At 45.4% G+C, this 21,459-nt stretch carries 13 protein-coding genes and 2 pseudogenes; 9 read left to right on the forward strand and 6 right to left on the reverse strand.

The features are described from left to right. Window positions 1–49: 49 nt before the first annotated feature. Window positions 50–1,429: a photosystem II reaction center protein CP43 gene (gene psbC, locus QT996_RS18415; RefSeq protein ID WP_333048188.1), complete on the forward strand. Its 1,380-nt coding sequence runs from the start codon at window positions 50–52 to the stop codon at window positions 1,427–1,429. A gap of 570 nt (window positions 1,430–1,999) precedes the next feature. Continuing rightward, window positions 2,000–5,857 carry a GAF domain-containing protein gene (locus tag QT996_RS18420; RefSeq protein WP_333048189.1) on the forward strand — a complete coding sequence of 1,286 codons (3,858 nt, stop codon included), beginning with the start codon at window positions 2,000–2,002 and terminating at the stop codon, window positions 5,855–5,857. 336 nt (window positions 5,858–6,193) lie between these two features. Here the strand turns inward: QT996_RS18420 and QT996_RS18425 are convergent, their stop codons facing one another. The 4 genes and pseudogenes from QT996_RS18425 to QT996_RS18440 all read right to left on the reverse strand — a co-directional run. Continuing rightward, complete coding sequence (locus QT996_RS18425; RefSeq protein WP_445304576.1) at window positions 6,194–12,223, reverse strand: PAS domain S-box protein; 6,030 nt, start codon at window positions 12,221–12,223, stop codon at window positions 6,194–6,196. A 232-nt stretch (window positions 12,224–12,455) separates the two neighbouring features. After that, a complete protein-coding gene (locus QT996_RS18430) occupies window positions 12,456–13,469 on the reverse strand; it encodes a PleD family two-component system response regulator (RefSeq protein ID WP_333048191.1) in 1,014 nt (337 codons plus the stop codon). A 205-nt stretch (window positions 13,470–13,674) separates the two neighbouring features. Further along, the gene (locus tag QT996_RS18435; RefSeq protein WP_333048192.1) at window positions 13,675–13,974 is read right to left on the reverse strand and encodes a hypothetical protein; all 300 of its coding nucleotides are present in this window, start codon (window positions 13,972–13,974) and stop codon (window positions 13,675–13,677) included. Further along, window positions 13,969–14,121 (reverse strand): annotated as a pseudogene (locus tag QT996_RS18440) (IS701 family transposase); the annotation flags it as partial. The gene QT996_RS18435 and the pseudogene QT996_RS18440, both read right to left, overlap by 6 nt. A gap of 886 nt (window positions 14,122–15,007) precedes the next feature. Between QT996_RS18440 and QT996_RS18445 the strand changes: the two are divergent. The 5 genes and pseudogenes from QT996_RS18445 to folP all read left to right on the forward strand — a co-directional run bounded on the left by QT996_RS18445 (window position 15,008) and on the right by folP (window position 17,991). Further along, entirely contained in the window at window positions 15,008–15,262 is a 255-nt protein-coding gene (locus QT996_RS18445; protein WP_333048194.1) for a hypothetical protein, read from the forward strand. Window positions 15,263–15,362: 100 nt separating this feature from the next. Then, entirely contained in the window at window positions 15,363–15,548 is a 186-nt protein-coding gene (locus tag QT996_RS18450; RefSeq protein ID WP_006633749.1) for a PCP reductase family protein, read from the forward strand. A 75-nt stretch (window positions 15,549–15,623) separates the two neighbouring features. Then, on the forward strand, window positions 15,624–16,349 hold the full coding sequence (tpiA, locus tag QT996_RS18455) for a triose-phosphate isomerase (RefSeq protein WP_333048228.1): 726 nt from the start codon (window positions 15,624–15,626) through the stop codon (window positions 16,347–16,349). 122 nt (window positions 16,350–16,471) lie between these two features. Further along, window positions 16,472–17,031 (forward strand): annotated as a pseudogene (locus QT996_RS18460) (Uma2 family endonuclease). A 93-nt stretch (window positions 17,032–17,124) separates the two neighbouring features. Further along, window positions 17,125–17,991 (forward strand): dihydropteroate synthase, encoded by an 867-nt coding sequence (gene folP, locus QT996_RS18465; RefSeq protein WP_333048195.1) that lies wholly within the window; start codon window positions 17,125–17,127, stop codon window positions 17,989–17,991. Here folP and QT996_RS18470 read toward each other — a convergent pair. Beyond that, the gene (locus QT996_RS18470; RefSeq protein ID WP_333048196.1) at window positions 17,982–18,800 is read right to left on the reverse strand and encodes a stomatin-like protein; all 819 of its coding nucleotides are present in this window, start codon (window positions 18,798–18,800) and stop codon (window positions 17,982–17,984) included. The two genes, folP and QT996_RS18470, sit on opposite strands and share 10 nt — an antisense overlap. Window positions 18,801–19,012: 212 nt before the next feature. Between QT996_RS18470 and QT996_RS18475 the strand changes: the two genes are divergently transcribed. Beyond that, entirely contained in the window at window positions 19,013–19,783 is a 771-nt protein-coding gene (locus tag QT996_RS18475) for a tetratricopeptide repeat protein (RefSeq protein WP_333048197.1), read from the forward strand. 96 nt (window positions 19,784–19,879) lie between these two features. On the opposite strand, the gene aroB is transcribed toward QT996_RS18475, so the two are convergent. After that, on the reverse strand, window positions 19,880–20,974 hold the full coding sequence (gene aroB / locus QT996_RS18480) for a 3-dehydroquinate synthase (protein ID WP_333048198.1): 1,095 nt from the start codon (window positions 20,972–20,974) through the stop codon (window positions 19,880–19,882). A gap of 77 nt (window positions 20,975–21,051) precedes the next feature. On the opposite strand from aroB, the gene petL reads away from it, so the two are divergent. Then, window positions 21,052–21,153 (forward strand): cytochrome b6-f complex subunit PetL, encoded by a 102-nt coding sequence (gene petL, locus QT996_RS18485; RefSeq protein WP_333048199.1) that lies wholly within the window; start codon window positions 21,052–21,054, stop codon window positions 21,151–21,153. Window positions 21,154–21,459 lie beyond the last annotated feature (306 nt).

The raw sequence follows: 21,459 nt of genomic DNA on the forward strand, positions 1-21,459 counted from the left end.
ACAAAAAAACCCAAAATCCAAAATCTAAAATCGTTGGAGGTTCTACCGGGTGGTAACGCTCTCTAATTCCTACGCAAGCGGTCGCGACCAAGAATCCTCCGGGTTCGCTTGGTGGTCTGGCAACGCTCGTTTAATCAATCTCTCCGGCAAACTGCTGGGCGCCCACGTCGCTCACTCTGGTTTGATCGTGTTCTGGGCCGGTGCAATGACTTTGTTTGAAGTCGCTCACTTTATCCCAGAAAAGCCCATGTACGAACAGGGCTTAATCTTGATGCCCCACATCGCTACTTTGGGTTGGGGCGTCGGCCCCGGCGGTGAAGTTACGGATATCTTCCCGTTCTTCGTAGTCGGCGTTCTTCACTTGATTTCATCTGCTGTTCTCGGTTTGGGCGGCATTTATCACGCCGTTCGCGGCCCGGAAGTTCTCGAAGAATACTCTTCGTTCTTCGGCTACGACTGGAAAGATAAGAACCAGATGACCAATATCATCGGCTACCACCTGATTCTGTTGGGATGCGGCGCTCTGCTGCTGGTAGCTAAGGCTATGTTCTTCGGCGGTGTCTATGACACTTGGGCTCCGGGCGGCGGCGACGTGCGTATTATCACGAACCCCACCCTGAATCCGGCTGTGATTTTTGGCTACTTGGTTCGCTCTCCTTTTGGTGGCGAAGGCTGGATTGTCAGCGTCAACAACATGGAAGACATCATTGGCGGTCACATCTGGCTGGGCCTGATTTGTATCGCTGGCGGTGTTTGGCACATTTTGACCAAGCCTTTCGGCTGGGCTCGCCGCGCCTTAATCTGGTCTGGCGAAGCTTACCTGTCTTACAGCTTGGGCGCTTTGTCCCTGATGGGCTTCATCGCTTGCTGCTTTGTCTGGTTCAACAACACTGCTTACCCCAGCGAATTCTACGGCCCGACGGGCCCGGAAGCTTCTCAAGCGCAAGCTTTGACCTTCCTGATCCGCGACCAACGCTTGGGTGCTAACGTCGGTTCTGCACAAGGCCCCACCGGTCTGGGTAAATACCTGATGCGCTCTCCTACTGGCGAAATCATTTTCGGCGGTGAAACGATGCGTTTCTGGGATTTCCAAGGCCCTTGGTTGGAACCCTTGCGCGGTACTAACGGTTTGGACTTGAACAAAATCAAGAATGACATTCAGCCTTGGCAAGCTCGCCGCGCTGCTGAGTACATGACTCACGCTCCTCTGGGTTCTTTGAACTCTGTGGGCGGTGTGGCGACTGAAGTTAACTCGTTTAACTTCACTTCTCCTCGTTCTTGGCTGTCGTGTTTCCACTTTGTGATGGGTTTCTTCTTCTTGGTCGGCCACTTGTGGCACGCTGGTCGCGCTCGCGCGGCTGTCGCTGGCTTTGAGAAGGGTATCGATCGCGAAAATGAAGCGGTACTTTCTATGCCAGACTTAGACTAATCGATCGAATTTATTTCTGATTTGACTGTCTAGTTGAAAAAGGCTCCTGCTTAACGGCAGGAGCTTTTTTTTGATCTGATAATATCGGAAAAAGCTGCGGATTGTCGATCGACCGTTCTCGCTCGCCGGCCAGCAGCAGATACAATCCTAAACGTAGAAACCCGGTTTCTGAGTCAACATTTTGAATTACAATACTGTTTCTTTCAGTAAGCTGGTTCCTGAGCGAGCTTTGGCATCCATGACTGAGATATTTCGCCGCGACATTAATCGGTGGCGGTCAATGACTCTGCAAGCCTTGAAACTTGACAATTTTAATCGGTTCGGGTATAAAGCTTGCAAGGCAGGCTCTACAAAGTTTATATTTAAAGTACAAGAGTTTTAATCCCACACAATGGAAAGTTGCAATGGAAAGTTGCAATTTTAAGGCAGATCGCTAGCGGTGCAAAAATAATCGACGATCGCCCTCAGGATATTTATATTTTATTAAATGGCTGTGCTTGCCGATTTTTTTAACAGGCACAAAACTTTTGGGCAACTTATGGTTATTGCTAGGAAAGCAAAAGATTAATAATGGACTCATTAAATATCGAAAATGTCAAGGTGAGGTTCGATCGAGCAAATTTGCTCGAACGCATCGCCAACCGCATTCGCCGCTCTCTAGAACTACCCGAAATTTTGAGCGCAACAGCAGCGGAAGTTCAATCCTTCTTGGGAACAGACAGAGTAAAAATCTACAAATTTCATAGCGACGGTAGCGGTGAAGTGATTGCCGAATCCATTAATGACAACCGCTTGCCATCCCTATTGGGACTGCATTTTCCAGCAGAGGATATTCCCCCTCACGCCCGCGAACTGTTCGCGCAAGTACAGGTGCGATCGATCGTCGATATAGATTCCGGGCAGCTAGGTCAAAGTCCGCGCCGCGACGCGGTTTCCGGCCAACTGCTGCCCGAGGAAATGCGCTTTCGCCCGCTCGATCCCTGCCACGCTGAATACTTGACTGCACTCGGCGTCAAGGCTTGCTTGATAGTACCAATTTTTCACGGCGAAGAATTCTGGGGCTTGTTGGTATCTCACCACTCCGAGCCCCGGAGTGTGGCAGAAAACGAACTGCAAGGTGTTCAGATGGTCGCAGATCAGCTCGGCGTTGCCATAGCCCAATCAACCCTCCTCGCCCAAGCGAGGGCGAAAGCTCAACGGGAAGCGGCCGTCAACCGCGTCGCCACAGCCCTTAACTCCCAGCCGGCGATTGAACTCCAAACAGCTTTGGCAGAATCTGTAGCAGCACTAGACGCAGCAGGCGGGAGGCTGTGCATTTTCGCCACGCCATTCATTTCCGACAGCAGCAAGGTTACGAATCTCGTTCCCTATTCGGATAACTCGAATCGGGAACTCACAGTCTACACTTGCGGCTCAGGGCCGAAGATGGGAATTTCCGCAAAATACCCGCAGGTTGAGCAATACAGCGTCTGGCACGAATATTTTAAGTCCGGCGAGCAACAGATTTGGGCAATTCCCGACTTGTACCAAATTAGCAGTTTGAGAAGCCTGCAACCTGCATTTCGATCGACCAAAATTCGCAGCATTTTAATCGTACCGCTCAGAACCCGCCAGAAAATTTTCGGTTACTTGACCATTTTTCGAGAAGAATTTGACACAGAAACTCTCTGGGCGAGACAGTTTGATAGCGACGAGCGGCTCGCCCAATCTCGGATATCTTTTGAAGCGTGGAAAGAGTCAAAAACTGCCCAAATTCGCGAATGGAAAACAGAAGAAATTGAATTGCTGCAAATTTTTGGCACCCACTTTTCTAATGCTATTAACCACTACCAACTCGATCAACAAATAGAAGAACTTAACACAAATTTAGAAAATCAAGTTCAAAAGCGCACCGCTCAACTACAGCAGTTGACCCAACAGCAGCGAGTGCTGTTTGAAGTGGTCGCAAAAATGCGGAAATCCCTCGACTTGAACAAGATTTTTAGCACGATGTCCCAGGAAGTGCGGCGGGCTTTAAATGCCGATAGAGTTGCGGTTTACCACTTCGATTCCGCATCACAATTTAACGACGGCGAATTCGTTGCCGAAGATGTTTTGCCAGATTTTGTGTCAGCAATGGCAGTCAAAGTGCACGATCGCTGCTTCGGAGAAAACTACGCCAATCTCTACTCTCAGGGGCGAGTTCACACAATGTCCGACATTAGACAGGCCGGACTGCAAGATTGCTATGAGCAACTATTAGAGCAATTTCAGGTCAAAGCTAGTTTAGTTGCACCGGTGATGAAAGGCAAAGACCTTTGGGGGTTGCTGTGCGTACACCAGTGTTCGGCTCCCCGCCACTGGGAGTCTTCCGAAATTAAGTTTGCTACCCAAATTTCCGCTCAGCTCAGCATCGCCTTAGAACAAGCAGATTTGCTCGCTCAAACTCAGCAGCAAGCAGTTGAGTTGGAGCGGGCAGCAGAGCAGGAGCGGATACTGTTTGAGGTAGTTGCTAAGATTCGACAATCTCTCGATTTAGATACAATTTTTCGCACGACAACTACAGAATTGCGGCGGATTTTAAAGGCAGATAGAGTTGGTATTTATCGCTTCGATACGAGTTCAAAGTTTAATGAAGGCAAATTTATTACTGAAGATGTTTTGCCCGGTTTTTGTTCGGCAATGGATGTGAAAATTCGCGATCAGTGTTTTGGCGAAGACTATGCAAATAAATACAGGCAGGGACGCATTCAAGTGTTGCCCGATATCGAAAGTGCGGGACTATCAGACTGCCACGCTGCTATTTTAGCTCAATTTCACATTAGATCTCAGGTGATTATGCCGCTGATGAATGGCAGCGAGCTTTGGGGCTTGCTGTGCGTGCACCAGTGCGACGGTTCGCGCAATTGGAAAACTTCGGAAATCCAGTTTGCTACGCAAGTCGGAGCTCAGTTGAGTGTAGCATTAGAACAAGCAGATTTGCTCGCTAAAACGCGGCAGCAAACGATCGATTTGCAGTTGGTCGCCGAGCAACAGCGGATACTGTTTGAAGTGGTAGCTAAGATTCGAGAATCTCTCGATATCAAGGCAATTTTTAAGACTGCAACCCAAGAAGTTTGTCAGTTTATGCAAGTCGATAGAATTGCTGTTTATCGCTTTACTCCTGATTGGGGTGGCCAATATGTGGCAGAGTTTGTGAAAGATGGCTGGATAAAATTGGTAGGGGAAGGTATCAGTACGGTTTGGCAAGATACTTATTTGCAGGAAAACCGAGGTGGGAGGTATGTCCATAATGAAACTCTAGCCGTTGACGATATATATCAAGCTTGCCACTCGGAGTGTGTTCTCGGTATTTTAGACCAATTTCAAGTGAAGGCTTATGCGATCGCGCCGATTTTTGTAGGACAAGAACTTTGGGGTTTGCTCACAGCCTATCAACATTCTGGACCCCGCAGTTGGGAAAGTTCAGAAGTTAACTTTTTAGCTCAGATTGCCAATCAATTAGGCGTAGCTATCCAACAAGCTGATTTGCTGGCTCAAACCAGACGCCAAGCAGAACAAATCGCTCAAAGTTTAAAGGATTTGCAACACACTCAAGCTCAATTGATTCAAACTGAAAAAATGTCTGGTTTGGGGCAACTGGTAGCCGGGATTGCTCACGAAATTAACAATCCGGTTAATTTTATTTACGGCAATCTCGATCACGCTACTGAATATACTGCTAGCTTACTGAGTTTGCTGGAACTTTACCAGCAGCAATATCCCGATTCTAGTCCTGAAATAGACAAATTGAGCGAAGATATTGACTTGGAATTTCTGCTAGAAGATTTGCCAAAATTGCTATTGTCAATGAAAGTAGGAGCCGATCGCATCCGGCAAATAGTTTTGTCTTTGAGGAATTTCTCTCGTCTTGACGAAAGTCAAATGAAGGCCGTTGACATTCACGAAGGGATTGACAGCACGCTGTTAATTTTACAGCACAGACTGAAATCTAATGCTGACAGTGGCAACATTGTGCTAGTGAAAGAATACGGCATTTTGCCTCTGGTTGAGTGTTATGCTGGACAGTTGAATCAGGTGTTTATGAATGTCATCGGGAATGCGATCGATGCTTTGGAATCGCACAAGTTGCTCCCTGGTCAATCTGTAGTTCCTCAAATTAAAATCTCTACTGCTGTCGGTCAACTTAATGGTACTATTCCTAGCGCGCAGATTCGGATTTCTGATAACGGTACGGGAATTTCGGAATCTATGAGAAAACGCATCTTTGACCCTTTTTTCACGACTAAGGCGGTGGGAAAAGGTACAGGATTGGGACTGTCAATTAGTTACCAAATTGTGGTAGATAAACACGGCGGCGTTTTAAAATGCAATTCGGAATTGGGGAAAGGTACTGAGTTTGTGATCGAGATTCCGCTCCGACAGCAGTCATTAGTCATTAGTCATTAGTCATTATTTTAAAATCCAGCCAACAGCGATGCCCTGAGCGAAGGCGAAGGGTCAACAATCACGGACGCTGCAACCAGAATTGATATTATTAATCTGCGTTAATCTGTGTTAGTCGGTCTGTATGGGCGGTTAAAAAAAGAGAATGTATTAACCGCAGATGACAATGGATTGACGCTGATTCACGCAGATGCAGATCAGAGATATATGAATAATTGCGATGCTAACAGATTTGGAATCAGGCTTGATCGTGCGTATGCGCTCGCATAGCCACCTTGCGGCATCGCGTGTGACAGTTGCCTAAGTCCTGATGCAAAAAGATTCCTATTTAATTGACTTTCATAGATTAGTTTCGCTCTTTTGTAGTTCTTGTTGGAGAGTATTCTTGACACGATCGTACTCAACCTCGATTTGAGCCAAAAGCGTTGAGGCTTGATCGAGTTCACCAGAGGTACTCATGACTTCTAACCTGCCACAAAGCAGGGCTAGAGGAGCCGCGCTTAGGTTTGCACTACTGCCTTTGAGGGTATGAGCGGCTCGCTTTAGGGCTTGAGTATCCGCTTGGGCGATCGCAAATTTCATAGCTTGTAGCAACTTTAGAGCTTCCTCCAAGTAGCAGTTCGCCAGCAAGCTCAAAATCTTGGTTGAATCTTGATCGATGCTGCTACAGAAGGCTTGCAGTTCTGTGAGGTTAACCGCTGGTACATCAATTTCTGGCTGGTTGCTATGTGATTCATCTTTCTGGGCCTGCTGCTGTTCCTGGTTGGGTTGACACTGACTCAGCGCTTGGATGAGAGCCTCTACTCGAATTGGTTTACTGATATAGTCATTCATGCCAGCATCCAGACAAAGCTCGCGATCGCCCTGCATGGCATTCGCCGTCATGGCAATAATTCGGGGACGAGCATGAGCCGGCCACTCCTCACCAATACGACGGGTGGCTTCTAGCCCATCCATCTCTGGCATTTGTACATCCATCAGCACGACATCATAAGGCTGGCGATGCAGAGCTTCCAAGACTTCTAATCCATTGGCAGCAACATCGGCCCGGTATCCCAAACGCTCTAACAGCAGCAGTGCCACCTTCTGATTCACCAGATGATCCTCTGCTAACAGAATTCGCAGTGGAAGTCTCTGGGCCAGTTTAATATCATCCTGAACAGAGCTAGGGGGTCGCTGTTGAACTTTTGTCGGTTGAGCTTGTAGCACCTGGGTCAGGACTTCATAAAGTTGGGATTGTTTGATGGGTTTGCTTAAACAAGCCGCAAAGTGGGTAGAGAGCTCTGAAGAACTCGCTTCTGGTTTGCCCATTGAAGTCAGCATCACTAGGGGTAAACGGTGGCACTTAGGATGCTGGTGGATGGCTGAGGCGAGTGTGAGGCCGTCCATGTGTGGCATTTGCATATCTAAAATGGCGACATCAAAGGTTTCTCCACGCTCAAGCCAGTTAAGCGCTTCCAGAGCCGATTGGGCAGCGCGAATCTGCATCCCCCAAGTCTGGGCTTGCAACGTCAGAATTTGTCGGTTTGTGGGCTGGTCATCCACGATTAATAAATGCTTGCCAGATAGTTCTGGTAGCATTTCAATCGGTTCGGCTAACTCAGCAGCAACAGAGGATGCCACAATCGTGAAGTAGAAGGTGGAACCAATTGTGACTCGATGAGGCTTAGCGGCTTGCCATTTTGGTGAAGGGGTTCCTCCGACGTGGCCGGAGCTCTCAACCCACATCATGCCGTTCATCGTTTCACTAAGTCGCTTACTAATCGCCAGACCTAAACCAGTCCCTCCATACTGCCGAGTTGTCGAAGCATCTACTTGGCTAAAAGACTTGAACAGTCGATCGAGGCGGTTAGCTGGAATGCCAATACCTGTGTCTTGAATGGCAAATTGGATTTCATACAAGCTTTCTGGCAAGTTCCCTGGCTCAGAAATCGTTTTGTCAGAATCAACTACAGAGGCTTGCACCGAAATGGTAACTTCCCCAGTTTCAGTAAACTTAATCGCATTGTTGAGCAAGTTAACTAGAATCTGACGGAGACGGGTGACATCACCCAAAATGAACTTAGGAGTTTGAGGGTGGATCAGGTAGCCCAACTCAATCCCCTTCTCATCTGCTTTAACTGCAAGTTGGTCGATCGCACCTTCTATGCAATCTCTCAAGTTCAAGGGATACATTTCTAGCTCCAGCTTGCCCGACTCAATTTTGGAGAAGTCAAGGATGTCGTTGATGATGCTCAGGAGGGTATCCCCACTATTGCGAATGGTCTCGATAAAGTCTCGCTGTTGAGCCTTGAGTTCTGTATCGAGCAGTAGTCCCGTCATACCAATAACCGCATTCATGGGAGTGCGAATTTCATGGCTCATCATCGCCAGAAACTCACTTTTAGCTCGGCTCGCTGCTTCTGCTTCCCGTTTAGTTTGCTCCAGGGCAAAGTTTTTCAGAGTTAATTCTTCTCGTTGTCGAGTTTCTTGCTCTAGTAATTTGGCTTGAGCTAGGGCAATTCCTACTTGAGCCGCGACTGATTCTAGCAACTCGATTTGATCGGCAGTCCAATGACGGTAGCGATCGCACTGGTACAGACAAATGGCACCATTCGGTTCTCCTTGGTAAGAGGTTCGCACTGCTAATGTCGATCTCAATTTGAGACTGGTAAAAATTGAATTAGCAAAGGTGAGCAATGAATCGCAATAGACATCCGGGGAGGCGATAGCTTCATCTTGAGCCATCAACTGTTTTGTATAAGCAGGACTCGCCACCAGAATGTCATACTCGCCACTAGGGGCCGAGCCCACTGCTAGATACTGTGCAACGACAGGAAATTGAGGCTGCGGATTGTCCTGGTATGTGCTAATTAAGCAGCGACTGACCCCAAAAGTTTGCCCAATCTGAATAGCAGCCGTTTCAAATATCTGCTGAGCATTGAGGCTTTGACGAATTTCTTGGGTAATTTGCTTCAGCAGTAGGGCTTTTTGCAACTGTCGTTGTAGTGCTTCTTCTGCCTGCTTGCGATCGGTAATATCCTTCATGAAGCCGTGATGCCCCACAAAGACATTTTGCTCGTCATAAGCAGAAACCATCACCACTTGTTTATAGAAGCTAGAGCCATTTTTTCTCATCCCTCTAGCTTCGACTTCAACTCTGCCTTCTCTCAACATCTGCTGATAAGCAGCCGCCATCTTCTTAACATCTTCAGGATGAAGAGTTCTTTGCCATTCCATCCCTAGCATTTCCTCAGGCTGATATCCGGTGATGGCAGCATAAGTAACATTGACAGAGATATAGCGTCCTTGAGTATCCAGTCGAGAAATGCCTGCCACGGCATTTTCTAGGGCCGCACTCATTTGTTGTAGTTCTGCTTCGGCTCGTTTGCGATCGGTAATTTCAATAAGGATGCAACCCACTGCTATAGGCTGCTCTGCATCCTTGAAAATGGGAAAGTGAGAAGCGAGCCAGTAGCGGTTGGCACCGGTTTGACTGGGTACTTCTGGGCTCCTTTCCAAGTTGATTGAAGGTTGTCCAGTGGCTAAAACCTGTTGTAACAGGACATTCACATCATGAGCAAATTCCCCCAAAATATCCTCGGTTGTCTTGCCTAAGTGAGCCTCCACAGAGTGGCCATAAATTTCAGCTAATGCCTCATTGATTTGTAAAAATCGAAACTGCCGATCGTGGATACACAGCCCCACCCCTGCTAGGGAAGCTCCTTTAAAGAAAGCATTCAATAATTGCTCTCTGGCTTGAATTTCCTGCTCTAACTTTTTGCGGTTGGTAATATCGCTGTGAGAACCAGTCATACGCACAACTCTGCCCGCTGCATCCGAAAGTGCTTGCCCTCGAGCCAAAATCCATTTGTAACTCCCATCCTTGCAAAGCACTTGATGTTCTGTAATATAAAAGGGAGTTTTGCGCTGAAAGTGATCTTGAATGGCTTGCATCACCCATTCGATATCGTCTGGATGAACTCGCTTAGTCCATTCATCAAAGTGATTCGGGATTTCATGTTCCTGGTAGCCCAACATCTCTTTCCAGCGAGCCGAGAAGAATACTTCATTCGTGTTGACGTTCCAATCCCATACCCCATCATTACTACCACGTAGGGCGAGTTGCCACCGCTCTTCACTGGCTTGCAGAGCGACTTCTGACTGATGCCCTTCTATTTCACTACCAATCCACTGAGCCATCAGCTTCAGCAATTCCACATGGGCAGATTTAAAGCTGTCTGCACGGGGAGATTTACTAGAAAAGCTGAGGGTACTGTAGACTTTGCCTGCAACTAACACTCGTGTTCCCATATAAGCTTCTATGCCAAGGGCAAGATAGGCAGGATGGTAACGCCATTTGGACGTGCCTATATGTTCGATGGTTAGGGGTTCATTTGTGTCTAAAGCTTCACAGCACAAAGTTTGCTTAATATCAAAGACATCACCTGGTTTCAGGACTCGATCGGGCGATCGCACAGCCATCACCTCATAACGATTATCTTGCACACGAGCCAAGATGCCACATTCAAGGCGAAATGTCTGACATCCCATGTCAATCAACGCTTGGATGCGCTGCTCAAAATTGAGATTTTGGGTAGCAGTGACTTCATATAAAGCTCGTATTGCCGCCTCTCTTGTTCTTAGTTCAGCTTCGGCTTGTTTACGTCTCTTAATTTCAGCTTTCAGAGATCGATTGATTTTGGATAATCTTTGCGTTCGTTCTTGAACCCGTTGTTCTAATGTAGCGTTGACGTGTTTAATCTCCCTAAATTTTTGATTGAGTGCGATCGCCATCAATTGAAAATTGCTAGCAAGCTCGTTGATTTCCGTAACAGAGCTATGTTTCCATTCAAATGTTTCTTCTGAAAGCTTGTTGGGTAAGTCAGTAGTCGCAAGAGCTAAAAAGGATAACGGCTTGACCAGTCGTTCGCTAACCACCGTTGCAAACAAAAATGCCAACATTGTGATGACGAGAAGAATAATCAGATCTATCCTGTAGCGGTTTTGTAAATTTTCTACATAGGGAGCTGCTGGAATTTCTAAGCGTAATCTCCAGTTCAGCTCAGGGGTAATCCTAAATTCCTGTATATATAGAGAGTTTTTCCAACGGATCATCGGATAGTTGCCCTTGTTAGCAACCCACTGCTGCAAGGTTCCCTCTAAGGTGCGAGTGCTGCCGTGCTTTGACTCTTGAACACTGGTCAACAGCTTTTGGTGGGATTGATTACTCGCAATAACTTGGTTGTTTTGATCGAGCAATGTAATGCGTAGTTGCTGATTGTTTTGCTGAAAAATGTATAGAGATTGGATCTGGCTTAATGCTAATGAACCGTGAATAAGCCCAAGGAAATGACCTTTAACTTGCAGGGGAACATTCAATCCTACACGAGGTTCGTCAATTAATAAATCGTTGTGGATAGGAGTCATCCAAGGTCTCAACCGCTCTTGAGCCAGGGTAATTATAGATTTATGTTCGGTGCTTTGTTCAATCAACCGCCGACGTGTTTGATTTAAAGGAGGAGAAGCTGCTAAAACTGTTCCAGATGAATCGGTCACATAAATGTTGTCGAAATCAGGAAACCACTGCTCGATCATGCTAATGTCTTGTTGCAGTTGATCGGATGATTGAATCGCTTGATTCGCAGCAGTGGCGGCTTCAAGGAGCGATTTTTCCGCTAATGTATTCAACGCTAAGAGATGTCGCTGATGCCATCTAGATACACCGCTACTGAGATTTGTCCCGTTTGTTTGTAACTCAGTTTGCACAGTCGTCTGAATTTGAGCGACCAAGTATCTACCATCAATAACTAATAAAAGCAGTCCTGGAATAAAGACAAAAGCAACCAACAGATGAAAAATAGTTTGTTTTAATGAAAGGGCATGGACTTTCTTGGAACGACCAACCTGTTTATCAACGGGTGCATAAACAATGATAAAGCTGGCAACTAAGGCATTAAAAATGCCGTTGACTGCTTGTTTGCACATAACTAGGAGGACTTGAGCAGCCTCCAGGTGGATCATTTGACCGTAGAAAAGCCAAACCAGAGGCATTCCAATTAAGAACCAGTAAAGCCCATCAAATAAAAGGAGGTTCGGACGTTTACGCTTGCAAAAAAAACCTACAAACAGAGCCTCAATGACCAAAATAATTGTGGCGTATGGATGATGCCAAAGTAGATAAGTATAGCTGCCTGCTATTAGACTGGCAAAACCTCCCCAGCGCCAGCCGAAATAGTAAGTAATAATCAGTATTGCAATACTGCCAAAGAGAAAATCAAGCCCAAAGAAAAGAGATAAACTGAAATAGTTGCCCAGAAAACCCGCACCAGTGAGAAGGGCGATCGCACCAAACCATCTTTGATCACGCACTGAGCTAGCTCCTCCCATAAACTTCTAGAATCGCTACTTGCTGAATATAAACTGATTTTGATAATAAATCGTCGTAGAGACACTCTGGTTCTATCTCTGACAGTTTCCCTGAATGTCGCAAAACCGATTATTTAGGCTTTAATCTTTAATACTAAAATCAAGGCTTACTCATGCAGAACTTGATATTTAGCTAAAATTTTAATAAATAATTATTCCCAATTTCGATAGGCATAGTTTTTCCCCTTATGATTTAACGGGTGAATTTATTAACTGTATGAATCTTGGTACAAAAAGTATTACGACCTTTGTCTTTAGCTTCATAAAGTGCTGCATCGGCAGCAGTAATTAAATTTTCTGGTCGGATCTCTTGGTTAGGAATCACACTGGTAATACCGAAGCTGAGCGTAACGTAATGATTCGGAGAACTATTATGTACTATTGCTAAAGCTTGGATACGAGCCTGCATTTGCTTAACGATTTGGACTGCTCCCTCAAGCTCGGTGTCGGATAAAATCACTACAAATTCTTCACCTCCATAACGTGCTACTAAATCTCCAGCTCGATTAATACTGCGATTGAGAGCTTCCGCAACTTGCTGTAAACATAGATCCCCTGCTTGGTGTCCATAAGTATCGTTATAAGGCTTGAACAAATCGATATCACACAAAATCAGTGACAAAGGAGTTTGCTGCCTCGTCATGCGTCGCCACTCCTCCTCTAGCTGTTGGTCAAACTGACGGCGATTGGCAATCTGAGTCAAACCGTCAATTGACGCTAGGTATTTTAATTGTCGATTGGCGGCCTCTAGCTGCTTGTAAAGTAGGGTTTGTTGCTGTTGCAAGTGGAACTGCTGAATCAATCGTCGCACTCTCTGTCCCAGAACAGCCCAGTGAATCGGCTTAGTGATATAGTCAGCAGCTCCCGCTGCAAATGCTCGATCGACAGATTCTTTGTCTTCCAAGCTAGTAATCATCAAAATAGGTGGGCGATCGCTCTGAGCCACTTCAGATAATTTTTGACAACAAGCAAAACCATCCATAGTGGGCATCACTGCATCTAGCAGGATGAGGTCTGGATGTACTTCCTCATAAGCTGCTAGCCCTGTCACCCCATCATTAGCTTCAGCCACTCGGTATTTTTCTTTCTGTAAATACAGTCGAAGTTGCAAACGAATCAACGCATCGTCATCCACGATGAGAATTAGAGAGGACGGTTCCGTAGATGGGTTAGTCGAAATGGCTGACTCTTCTAATGATTGATACATACGTCATGGTGTATCTTAAGCTTGGGAAACATTCTAGCCTAGCATATTTTGAGCTTGGGATGGAAAGTTAAAAATTGGCAAATATGTCATACATTATACACCAGCTAAGCTGCCGCAACAAAATCCTAGGCAGCGTCAGGTTTGTTAAACCAACAGCCACAGTCTACTTAAAATTTATCGCTTTTTTTCGGGGATATAAAGTCTGCTAACTTGCGCTAATTTTTGCGGGAATTAAACAGTTTTTACAACGTGGAGCGAGCTTTGACGAACGATCGCCTGTTATCTGGCGATCGTTCGTGGGATAATATGCTATATTTCTCAACTTAATTCCTGCTTTTTCAGGTGCATCAAATTCCTCCATTGTCCCACGAGCGATCGTCCGCTCTATTTTTGGGGAATACATCTTTTTGATCACGCGATCGCGTATAGCTTCCCCCTTGGTTGAGCGTTTTTTCGCACCAAGAAGCTCTGACTGCAACATGGCGTAAGCTTTGTTAACAAACATTTACAGCGTTCTGCGCGAGCTGGGATAGGTTTTGTCTCTCCTTTCTCCCCATAATCCCTCCAGATAGTGTCTAAACTCATTTCTTTGGGCTTGAGTGTGAAACACATCGTCAAAGCGCTGGCACCATCTTTCAAAGCATGGGGGCATGGATGTCCAAACTGTTTCTCTGATCAAATTCCATCAGGAAAGAGACTAACCTAAAAAGTTTACTCTATATATCTTAGCTCTATTTATCGCTCTATTTTTGGCAAAAATCCCACTATTAAAAATAGAAGCTATACTATGATCACTGGGAAAGAGTAATTTAACTTGATGGAGGTCACTTACTATGGAAGTAGCACTGCCAGATTTTTCTCAAAGCTTTCAAAAAACGAAAGAAGTTTGGACGGAACAACTCGGAAAAGCAGTTAATTCTGTTTGAGAAGCAACAGCAGAAGCTAAATCTTCTCTCTCCAAATCTGCATTTCAGGCAAAAGAAGCTCTCACTCAAACTACTAATTCAGCAGTTAATACTGTTAATCAAGCTACGAACAATGCTTTAGGTACTGTAGCGGATAAAACCGAAAAAGCGAGGATTTCTATATCTGAAGTCGGGAATCAAGCCGTTAGTCGCCTCAGTGAAAGTACAAACAAAGCGGTTGATGCTGTTTCTCACTCTGCGGCAACTGCTAAAGAAACTATTCATCAAACTACTAACTCTGCGGTCAATACTCTGAATCAAAGCACTAGCCAAGCTGTAGAGAGTGTAAATCAAGCTACAGAAAAGGCTAAGGCTTCATTAGAAGATAGCATTCACAACGCAGGCAATATGATGGGTGCCGCTTCAGATGCCCTTCAAAGTGCTGTGCTATCAATGGTACTGTTAAAGAGTGGATTGATTCGGACGCTGTAGTCTTCTGGTTGGTGAGTCACCCGCTGATATCTTTAGCAATGATACTGCTATTTATATTCATTAAATAGGTTTTTTTTTCAGGCTTTAGGTAGCTTTTTTGCAGGAGGAGGGTTATTTGTTATGCAAAGACCGGGAAAATTTATGCAAGGGATTTTGAGTGTGGCCTCTAAATTTGTAAGTAATTTCGGTGGAGTGGCTGTAAACTCATTGGTTTCAAAGAATCCCGAAGACAAAAATAATTCAGCTTTACAATTGAGGGGAGTTGAATCAAAAAGTTTGGAGTCTCAGGAACGAATTGCTAATATTTTGACAAGGTTGGAGGGAATTCGACAAGAGCAGAATCAGCTTTTACAAGAAGCGTCGGCTATTTTAGGAAACAAATTTAAGGCAGAGTGAGAAGGTGTCGCCCGATCGCAACTCGTGGTAAATTTAATACATCCAGGCTTTCCATCAAAGCCAGATCCATGAAGGCTTGTAGTCGATCGCTTAATACGCCATGCCCGATTCCGAATTTTCCGATGATTTAAAATGGACGCCAGAAGCCAAGGCGAAGCTGAAAAATATTCCGTATTTTGTCCGGGGACAAGCTCGCGTCCGCATCGAGCAGTTGGCGCGCGAAGCCGAAACCGAAGTCGTCACCGTTGACTTAGTGGAGCAAGCTCGCATCGAGTTTGGGCAATAAGAGCTCCAAATGTACCCTAAAGCTTTAAACTATAAGTTGCCTGATTTTGATGTTCACAGAGCTACTGAGTCACCCGTGCGGAAAATAGTTATTGCTGGCAACTGGAAAATGTACAAAACTAGGGCAGAATCCCTAGAGTTTCTTCAAGGATTCATGTCCTGTCTAACGGAAACCCCAGAGGAACGGGAAGTCGTGCTTTGCGTTCCCTTCACTTCCTTGGCTGTCCTCTCGAAAAATTTGCACGGCAGCCGGATTAGACTCGGTGCTCAGAATGTTCACTGGCAAGAGTCAGGAGCTTTTACTGGGGAAATTTCCGGGCCAATGCTGAGTGAACTTGGTGTCCGTTATGTCATCATCGGCCACAGCGAGCGACGCCAATATTTTGGGGAAACTGACGAAACGGTGAATTTGCGGCTGAAAGCTGCTCAGAAATACGATTTAATTCCGATTCTGTGCGTTGGGGAAACCAAGCAGCAGCGAGATGCAGGGGAAACTGAAGCTCACATTTTTTCTCAATTGGAAAAAGATTTGGTTGGTGTTGACCAAAATAAGTTGGTAATTGCTTACGAGCCGATTTGGGCGATTGGCACTGGCGATACTTGCGAAGCTAAGGAAGCTAACCGAGTTATTGGTTTGATTCGCAGTAAATTGACTAATCCTGGCGTGCCAATTCAGTACGGCGGCTCCGTCAAACCGGAGAATATTGATGAAGTTATGGCGATGCCTGAGATTGACGGGGTTTTGGTTGGTGGTGCTAGTTTGGAAGCTGCGAGTTTTGCTCGAATTGTCAATTATCAGTAATAGGTAATTGCTAATAGGTAATTGCTAAGTGGTAAGTGGAACCAGGGCAGCGGGAATTAAACAGCGATCGCGTACAACTGTGATGTGCCGTTGAGTGTTTCTCGGAGCGGGAGAATTGACCTATGATTGCGATCGTTAAATCAAAACCCACCTTAGAGGAGTTCCTAAAACTTCCTGAAACTGAACCAGCCTCAGAATTTCTTGACGGAGAAATCATTCAGAAGCCCCTGCCACAAGGTGAACACAGCGTCCTTCAAGGTGAACTCTGCAAGACGATCGATTTAGTAACAAAAACTCAGAAAATTGCCCGTGCTTTCCAGAGTTATACTGCACATTTGGTGGCGCATCAATCGTGCCAGATGTAGCAGTATTCCGATGGGAAAGAATTCCTTTTTTGCCCTCTGGTAGAATTGCTAACCGCTTTGAAATTAATCCAGACTGGTCGATTGAAATCCTCTCCCCAAGCCAAAGTCAAACAAAAATGCTGAGTAAATTACTTCACTGTTCCCGACACGGAACTGAGTTGTGGTGGTTATTAGACCCAGAAGAAGAGAGTATTTTGGCAGTATTTCCAGGACAAAAAGTAGAACTGTACAAAGGTGAAGCTCTGTTGCCACTCATTGATAAAATTGAATTAGAATTGACAGTTGAAACTGTGTTTAGCTGGTTAAGTTTTGGTTAAATTAAGAAGGGCGCTTCTGCTGTATTCTTTAGTCTTTTAGAGAGATACTTCGTTTGACAAGAATCAATTTCAATCGCCGACTGATGAGTTGATATGATAAATAACAAAAAAATTACAATTAGAAATAAAGTTTTCGAGTGGGGAAAACGCACTTATTTAATGGGCGTTTTAAATATTACCCCTGACAGTTTTAGCGACGGCGGAGATTTCTATACCATAGAATCTGCTTTAGCGCAAGCGGAAAATATGGTAGAATCCGGTGTAGATATTATTGATATTGGCGGTCAATCTACGCGGCCCGGTGCAGCGGAAATATCTTTAGAAGAGGAGATCAATCGCGTTATACCTCTCGTACAAATACTGCGGCAAAAAGCGGATATTTTTGGCTCAGTTCCTATTTCTGTGGATACTACCAGAGCGCAGGTTGCGAAAGCTGCGGTTGAGGCGGGCGCTGATATAATTAACGATATTTCGGGAGCAACGTTTGACTCAGAAATGCTGTCAACTGTTGCTAAATTAAAAGTACCAATAATTTTGATGCACATTCGGGGAACTCCCCAGACGATGCAAAAACTTACAGATTATAGCGATTTAATTGGGGAAATTAGGGAATTTTTAGAGAGTAGAATTGCGGCAGCCGTAGCAGCAGGAGTTGACAAATCTCAAATAATTATCGACCCCGGTATTGGCTTTGCTAAAACTTACAGTCAGAATTTAGAAATTTTGCGCGAGTTGCCAAAATTTCGTTCTTTAAACTGTCCGATTTTAGTCGGAGTGTCTCGCAAAAGCTTCATCGGACACATTTTAAATCAGCCAGAAGCGAAACAAAGAGTTTGGGGGACAGCGGCGGCTTGTACAGGTGCGATCGCAAATTTGGCAGATATCTTGCGAGTTCACGATGTCAAAGAAATGTACGATGTTTGTCTGGTTGCCGACGCTATCTTCAGAAATCAATCTTGAGAAGTTTGAGTATCGATAACTTTCATTTCCTGAGCCTCAGAATGAGGCGTCACGTCCGGAATAGAACCCATCAAATTGTTCAGAGCTTCTGTCATGTTCTTCGGGTCCATAAACAAAATTTTGGCATTGTCGCTCTCGCCGAGTTTTTGTTGAGCGTCCAAGTATTTTTCGGTTACTAAGTAATTCAAAACTTGCTTGCTATTTGGATGGGAGTCTAAAGCTTCAACTAAGAGCCTCATATACTCCTTAGTGCCGATCGCCTTATTGACCATTGCTTGCCACTCGCTCTTAGTAGCGCGCTCCAATTCCATAGCTTCTTGCACCCTTTTAGGAGGTGTAATGCTTTGAATTTCCACCCGAATTACTTTGACACCCCAAGTTTCGGTAGCTTCGTCCAATTTCTTGAGTAACTTTTTATTCATGTCATCTCGGGAACCCAAGATGTCTTGCATTGGCAATCGACCAATTTCAGCGCGAAACGTCGTTAAAACTAAGTTGGCGATCGCATTTTCAATTTGATCGATTCCATAATAAGCTTTCTGTAAATTCACAACCCGCCAATACACAACGGCATCGACTTCGAGAGCCACATTATCTCCCGTGATTGCTGACTGAGGTTTAATGTCTAAAACTCTTTCACGGCTTGTGTCCACGCAGACGACTTTTTCGACCAGGGGACTGATAAAGTGGAATCCTGGCTTTAGAGTGCGCTTGTATTGACCCAAACGTTCCACTAAAGCTTCGTCGCCACCGCTGACTATTTTGACGCTTGAGTTAACAGCGTAGCCGAGCATGAGCGCAAAGAGCATGGTAAGAATAGACTGCCCCATTTCTATTTTCCTGCTAAGGTTGACTGAGAATCGATCGGAATTCTACTCTAATTTAACTCAAACTCGGCCACACAGTGCTAAAATATCTCGACTGTTAATAACTAACTATTTCATCGGGTGGGCCCCATCGGCTCCGACTCTTACAGCGCTAGTGAAACCCAGGATATCAACAACACGTTTCCACAAAAGACATGAAAAACGATCGAGAGTTTCGCTGGTTCAAACCTTTGAGGTGGATTGCCCCAAGCATTTTGGTGGGTGCTGGAGTCTGCAATGCAGCAGCGGGTCAACCGGCACAAGCTGAGACAATCGCCCTGCAACTCTCGCAAAACTTGCAGTCGCAGAACTTGCAGCCCCCGCGCCGAGTGCCGGCAGTGCGAGAAGTTATGTCCTACGAAATGAAGGGAGACGAACTCAGGATTTGCAAGCAGGAAGGTAACTCCGAGAAAAAGTGCCAAGTTGTAGGTAAAGGCTACATAGTGGGTTTGAGAACTGCCAACGACCTTTACGGTCAAGGAAATGCTGTTAATGCCGAAGCTTTGTACCGGCAACTAATCGCTCGCTATCCCAAACAAGCGGATGCTTATTACAAGTTGGCAACTATGCTGTCGGGGCAAGGTAAAATGAGCGATGCGATCGTTCTATTCCAAAAAGCAATTGAAGTCAACCCGCAGCACGCCAAAGCTCACAACGATTTAGGCGTGGCGATGGCAAGTCAGGGGCAGTTACCCGAGGCAATTGTTCAGTGGAGACAAGCCGTTAAAATTAACGATCAATATCCCGATGCTTTAAATAATTTAGGAGTCGGTTTGTACCAGCAAGGCGACAAGGAAAACCAAGCGGAGGCAGTAGCCAGCCTCACAAAAGCTAAGGAGTTATTTATCAAGCAAGGCAGAACTCAATCGGCTAACAGAGTCGATAAAATTTTGGAGGAAATTAATTCGCGGTCGAGCGGTTCCTAAACTCAACCGCCGATCGCACATTGAAAGAAAAAACATCTTTGGCGATCGGCGTTAATGGGCGTTCACCGGCGGTTAAACAACCTCAAAAACGAGAATCTAAAGCATTTCCTTCAAAACTTGTATAATCAAATCCCCATCCACCCGATCGCTCACAGCAGCCTCACCCAAGCGCACTGGCAAAACAAACCGCACCTTGCCATCCTGCACCTTTTTATCCAGTTGCAAAGTATGCAAAATTTCCTCAACATCCACACCCGCCGGCAATTTGGCAGGTAAACCCGCTTTTTCAATCAAAGCAGACTGGCGGCGATCGCACTCAGCGTCCCACATTCCCAACTCCACAGCCAATCGGCTTGACGCAGCCATGCCGATTGCCACTCCTTCCCCGTGATTGATCACCTTGTAATTGGTCAAACTTTCCACAGCATGACCGATGGTGTGTCCGTAATTCAAAATCGCCCGCAAACCCGATTCCTTCTCGTCTTTGCTTACCACCTCAGCCTTAGCTTGGCAAGACCTGCTCAAAATTTCTGCCAACAAATCCGCCTTCACATAGCGCATTTGATCCAAACGCTTGCACTTCTCCAACTTCTCGAAAAGTTCAACATCCCAAATCACCCCGTACTTGATAACTTCCGCCATCGCCGAACGAAACTCCCTCGCCGGCAGAGTTTTGAGTACATCCGGGTCAATTAACACCAAACGCGGCTGGTGAAAAGCCCCGATTAAATTCTTCCCTAAAGGATGATTTACCCCGGTTTTGCCGCCAATAGAAGCATCAACCATCGCCAGCAGCGAAGTCGGAACCTGCACGACATTAATTCCCCGCAGCCAAGTCGCCGCAGCAAAACCAGTCATATCGCCAACCACCCCGCCGCCCAAAGCCACCATTGTCGAGGAACGTTCTAAACGGTTTGCCAAAGCCGCACCGTAAATTTTCTGCACCGAATTTAAAGTTTTGTACTGTTCTCCCGGTGGTAAAATGCAGCTACTGACTTCCAGACCGGCCGATTCGAGGGCTGCCGTTGCTCTTTCGCCGTACTGCCGAAAAATCGACTGATTCGACACCAGCAGGACTTTTTTGCCCAAACTTAGATCGCCCATCAGACTGCCGAGTTCGTCTAAGCCGCCCGATCGCACGCAAACATTGTAAGATTGTGGCCCCAAGTCAACTTTAATTATGGATTGCATATTTATCTAATTTAGATATTAGATTTTAGATTATAGTTCTTATAGGTCTTTTTATTGATTATTTTGGAGAAATTGCAATGAGTCTTAGCGGAGCAATAACTTATTTTGGGATTTTTGGCGGCATGATCGGCTTGGCGACAGTGCTGATGTTTGGTCTGCGGGCTGTCAAACTCATCTAATTTGCTAATTTAGATGTCTGAACCAGAGTATTTAATCTCTGGCAAAAGTATCAGTTAGATAAAGTATTTGCGCCAAAAATCTCTAGGTTTATCTGTAGATTGACGGCGCAAATACTTTGTTTCATATAACTGGATGCTACCATTGGCTAATTTAATATGTGACCCAAAGTAATTGGGTTAATGCTTCAATCTAAAATCTAAAATCTAAAATCTAAAATCGCTCGATTCCCCAATGCTCTAGAAGATGAAGAAAATCATTAAATAGAGGTAGCTTATCAGCAATACCTTGAGAATAACGCTAAATCT

Origin of the sequence: Microcoleus sp. S13C4 (assembly GCF_036700865.1) — a bacterium.
Taxonomy (GTDB): domain Bacteria; phylum Cyanobacteriota; class Cyanobacteriia; order Cyanobacteriales; family Microcoleaceae; genus Microcoleus.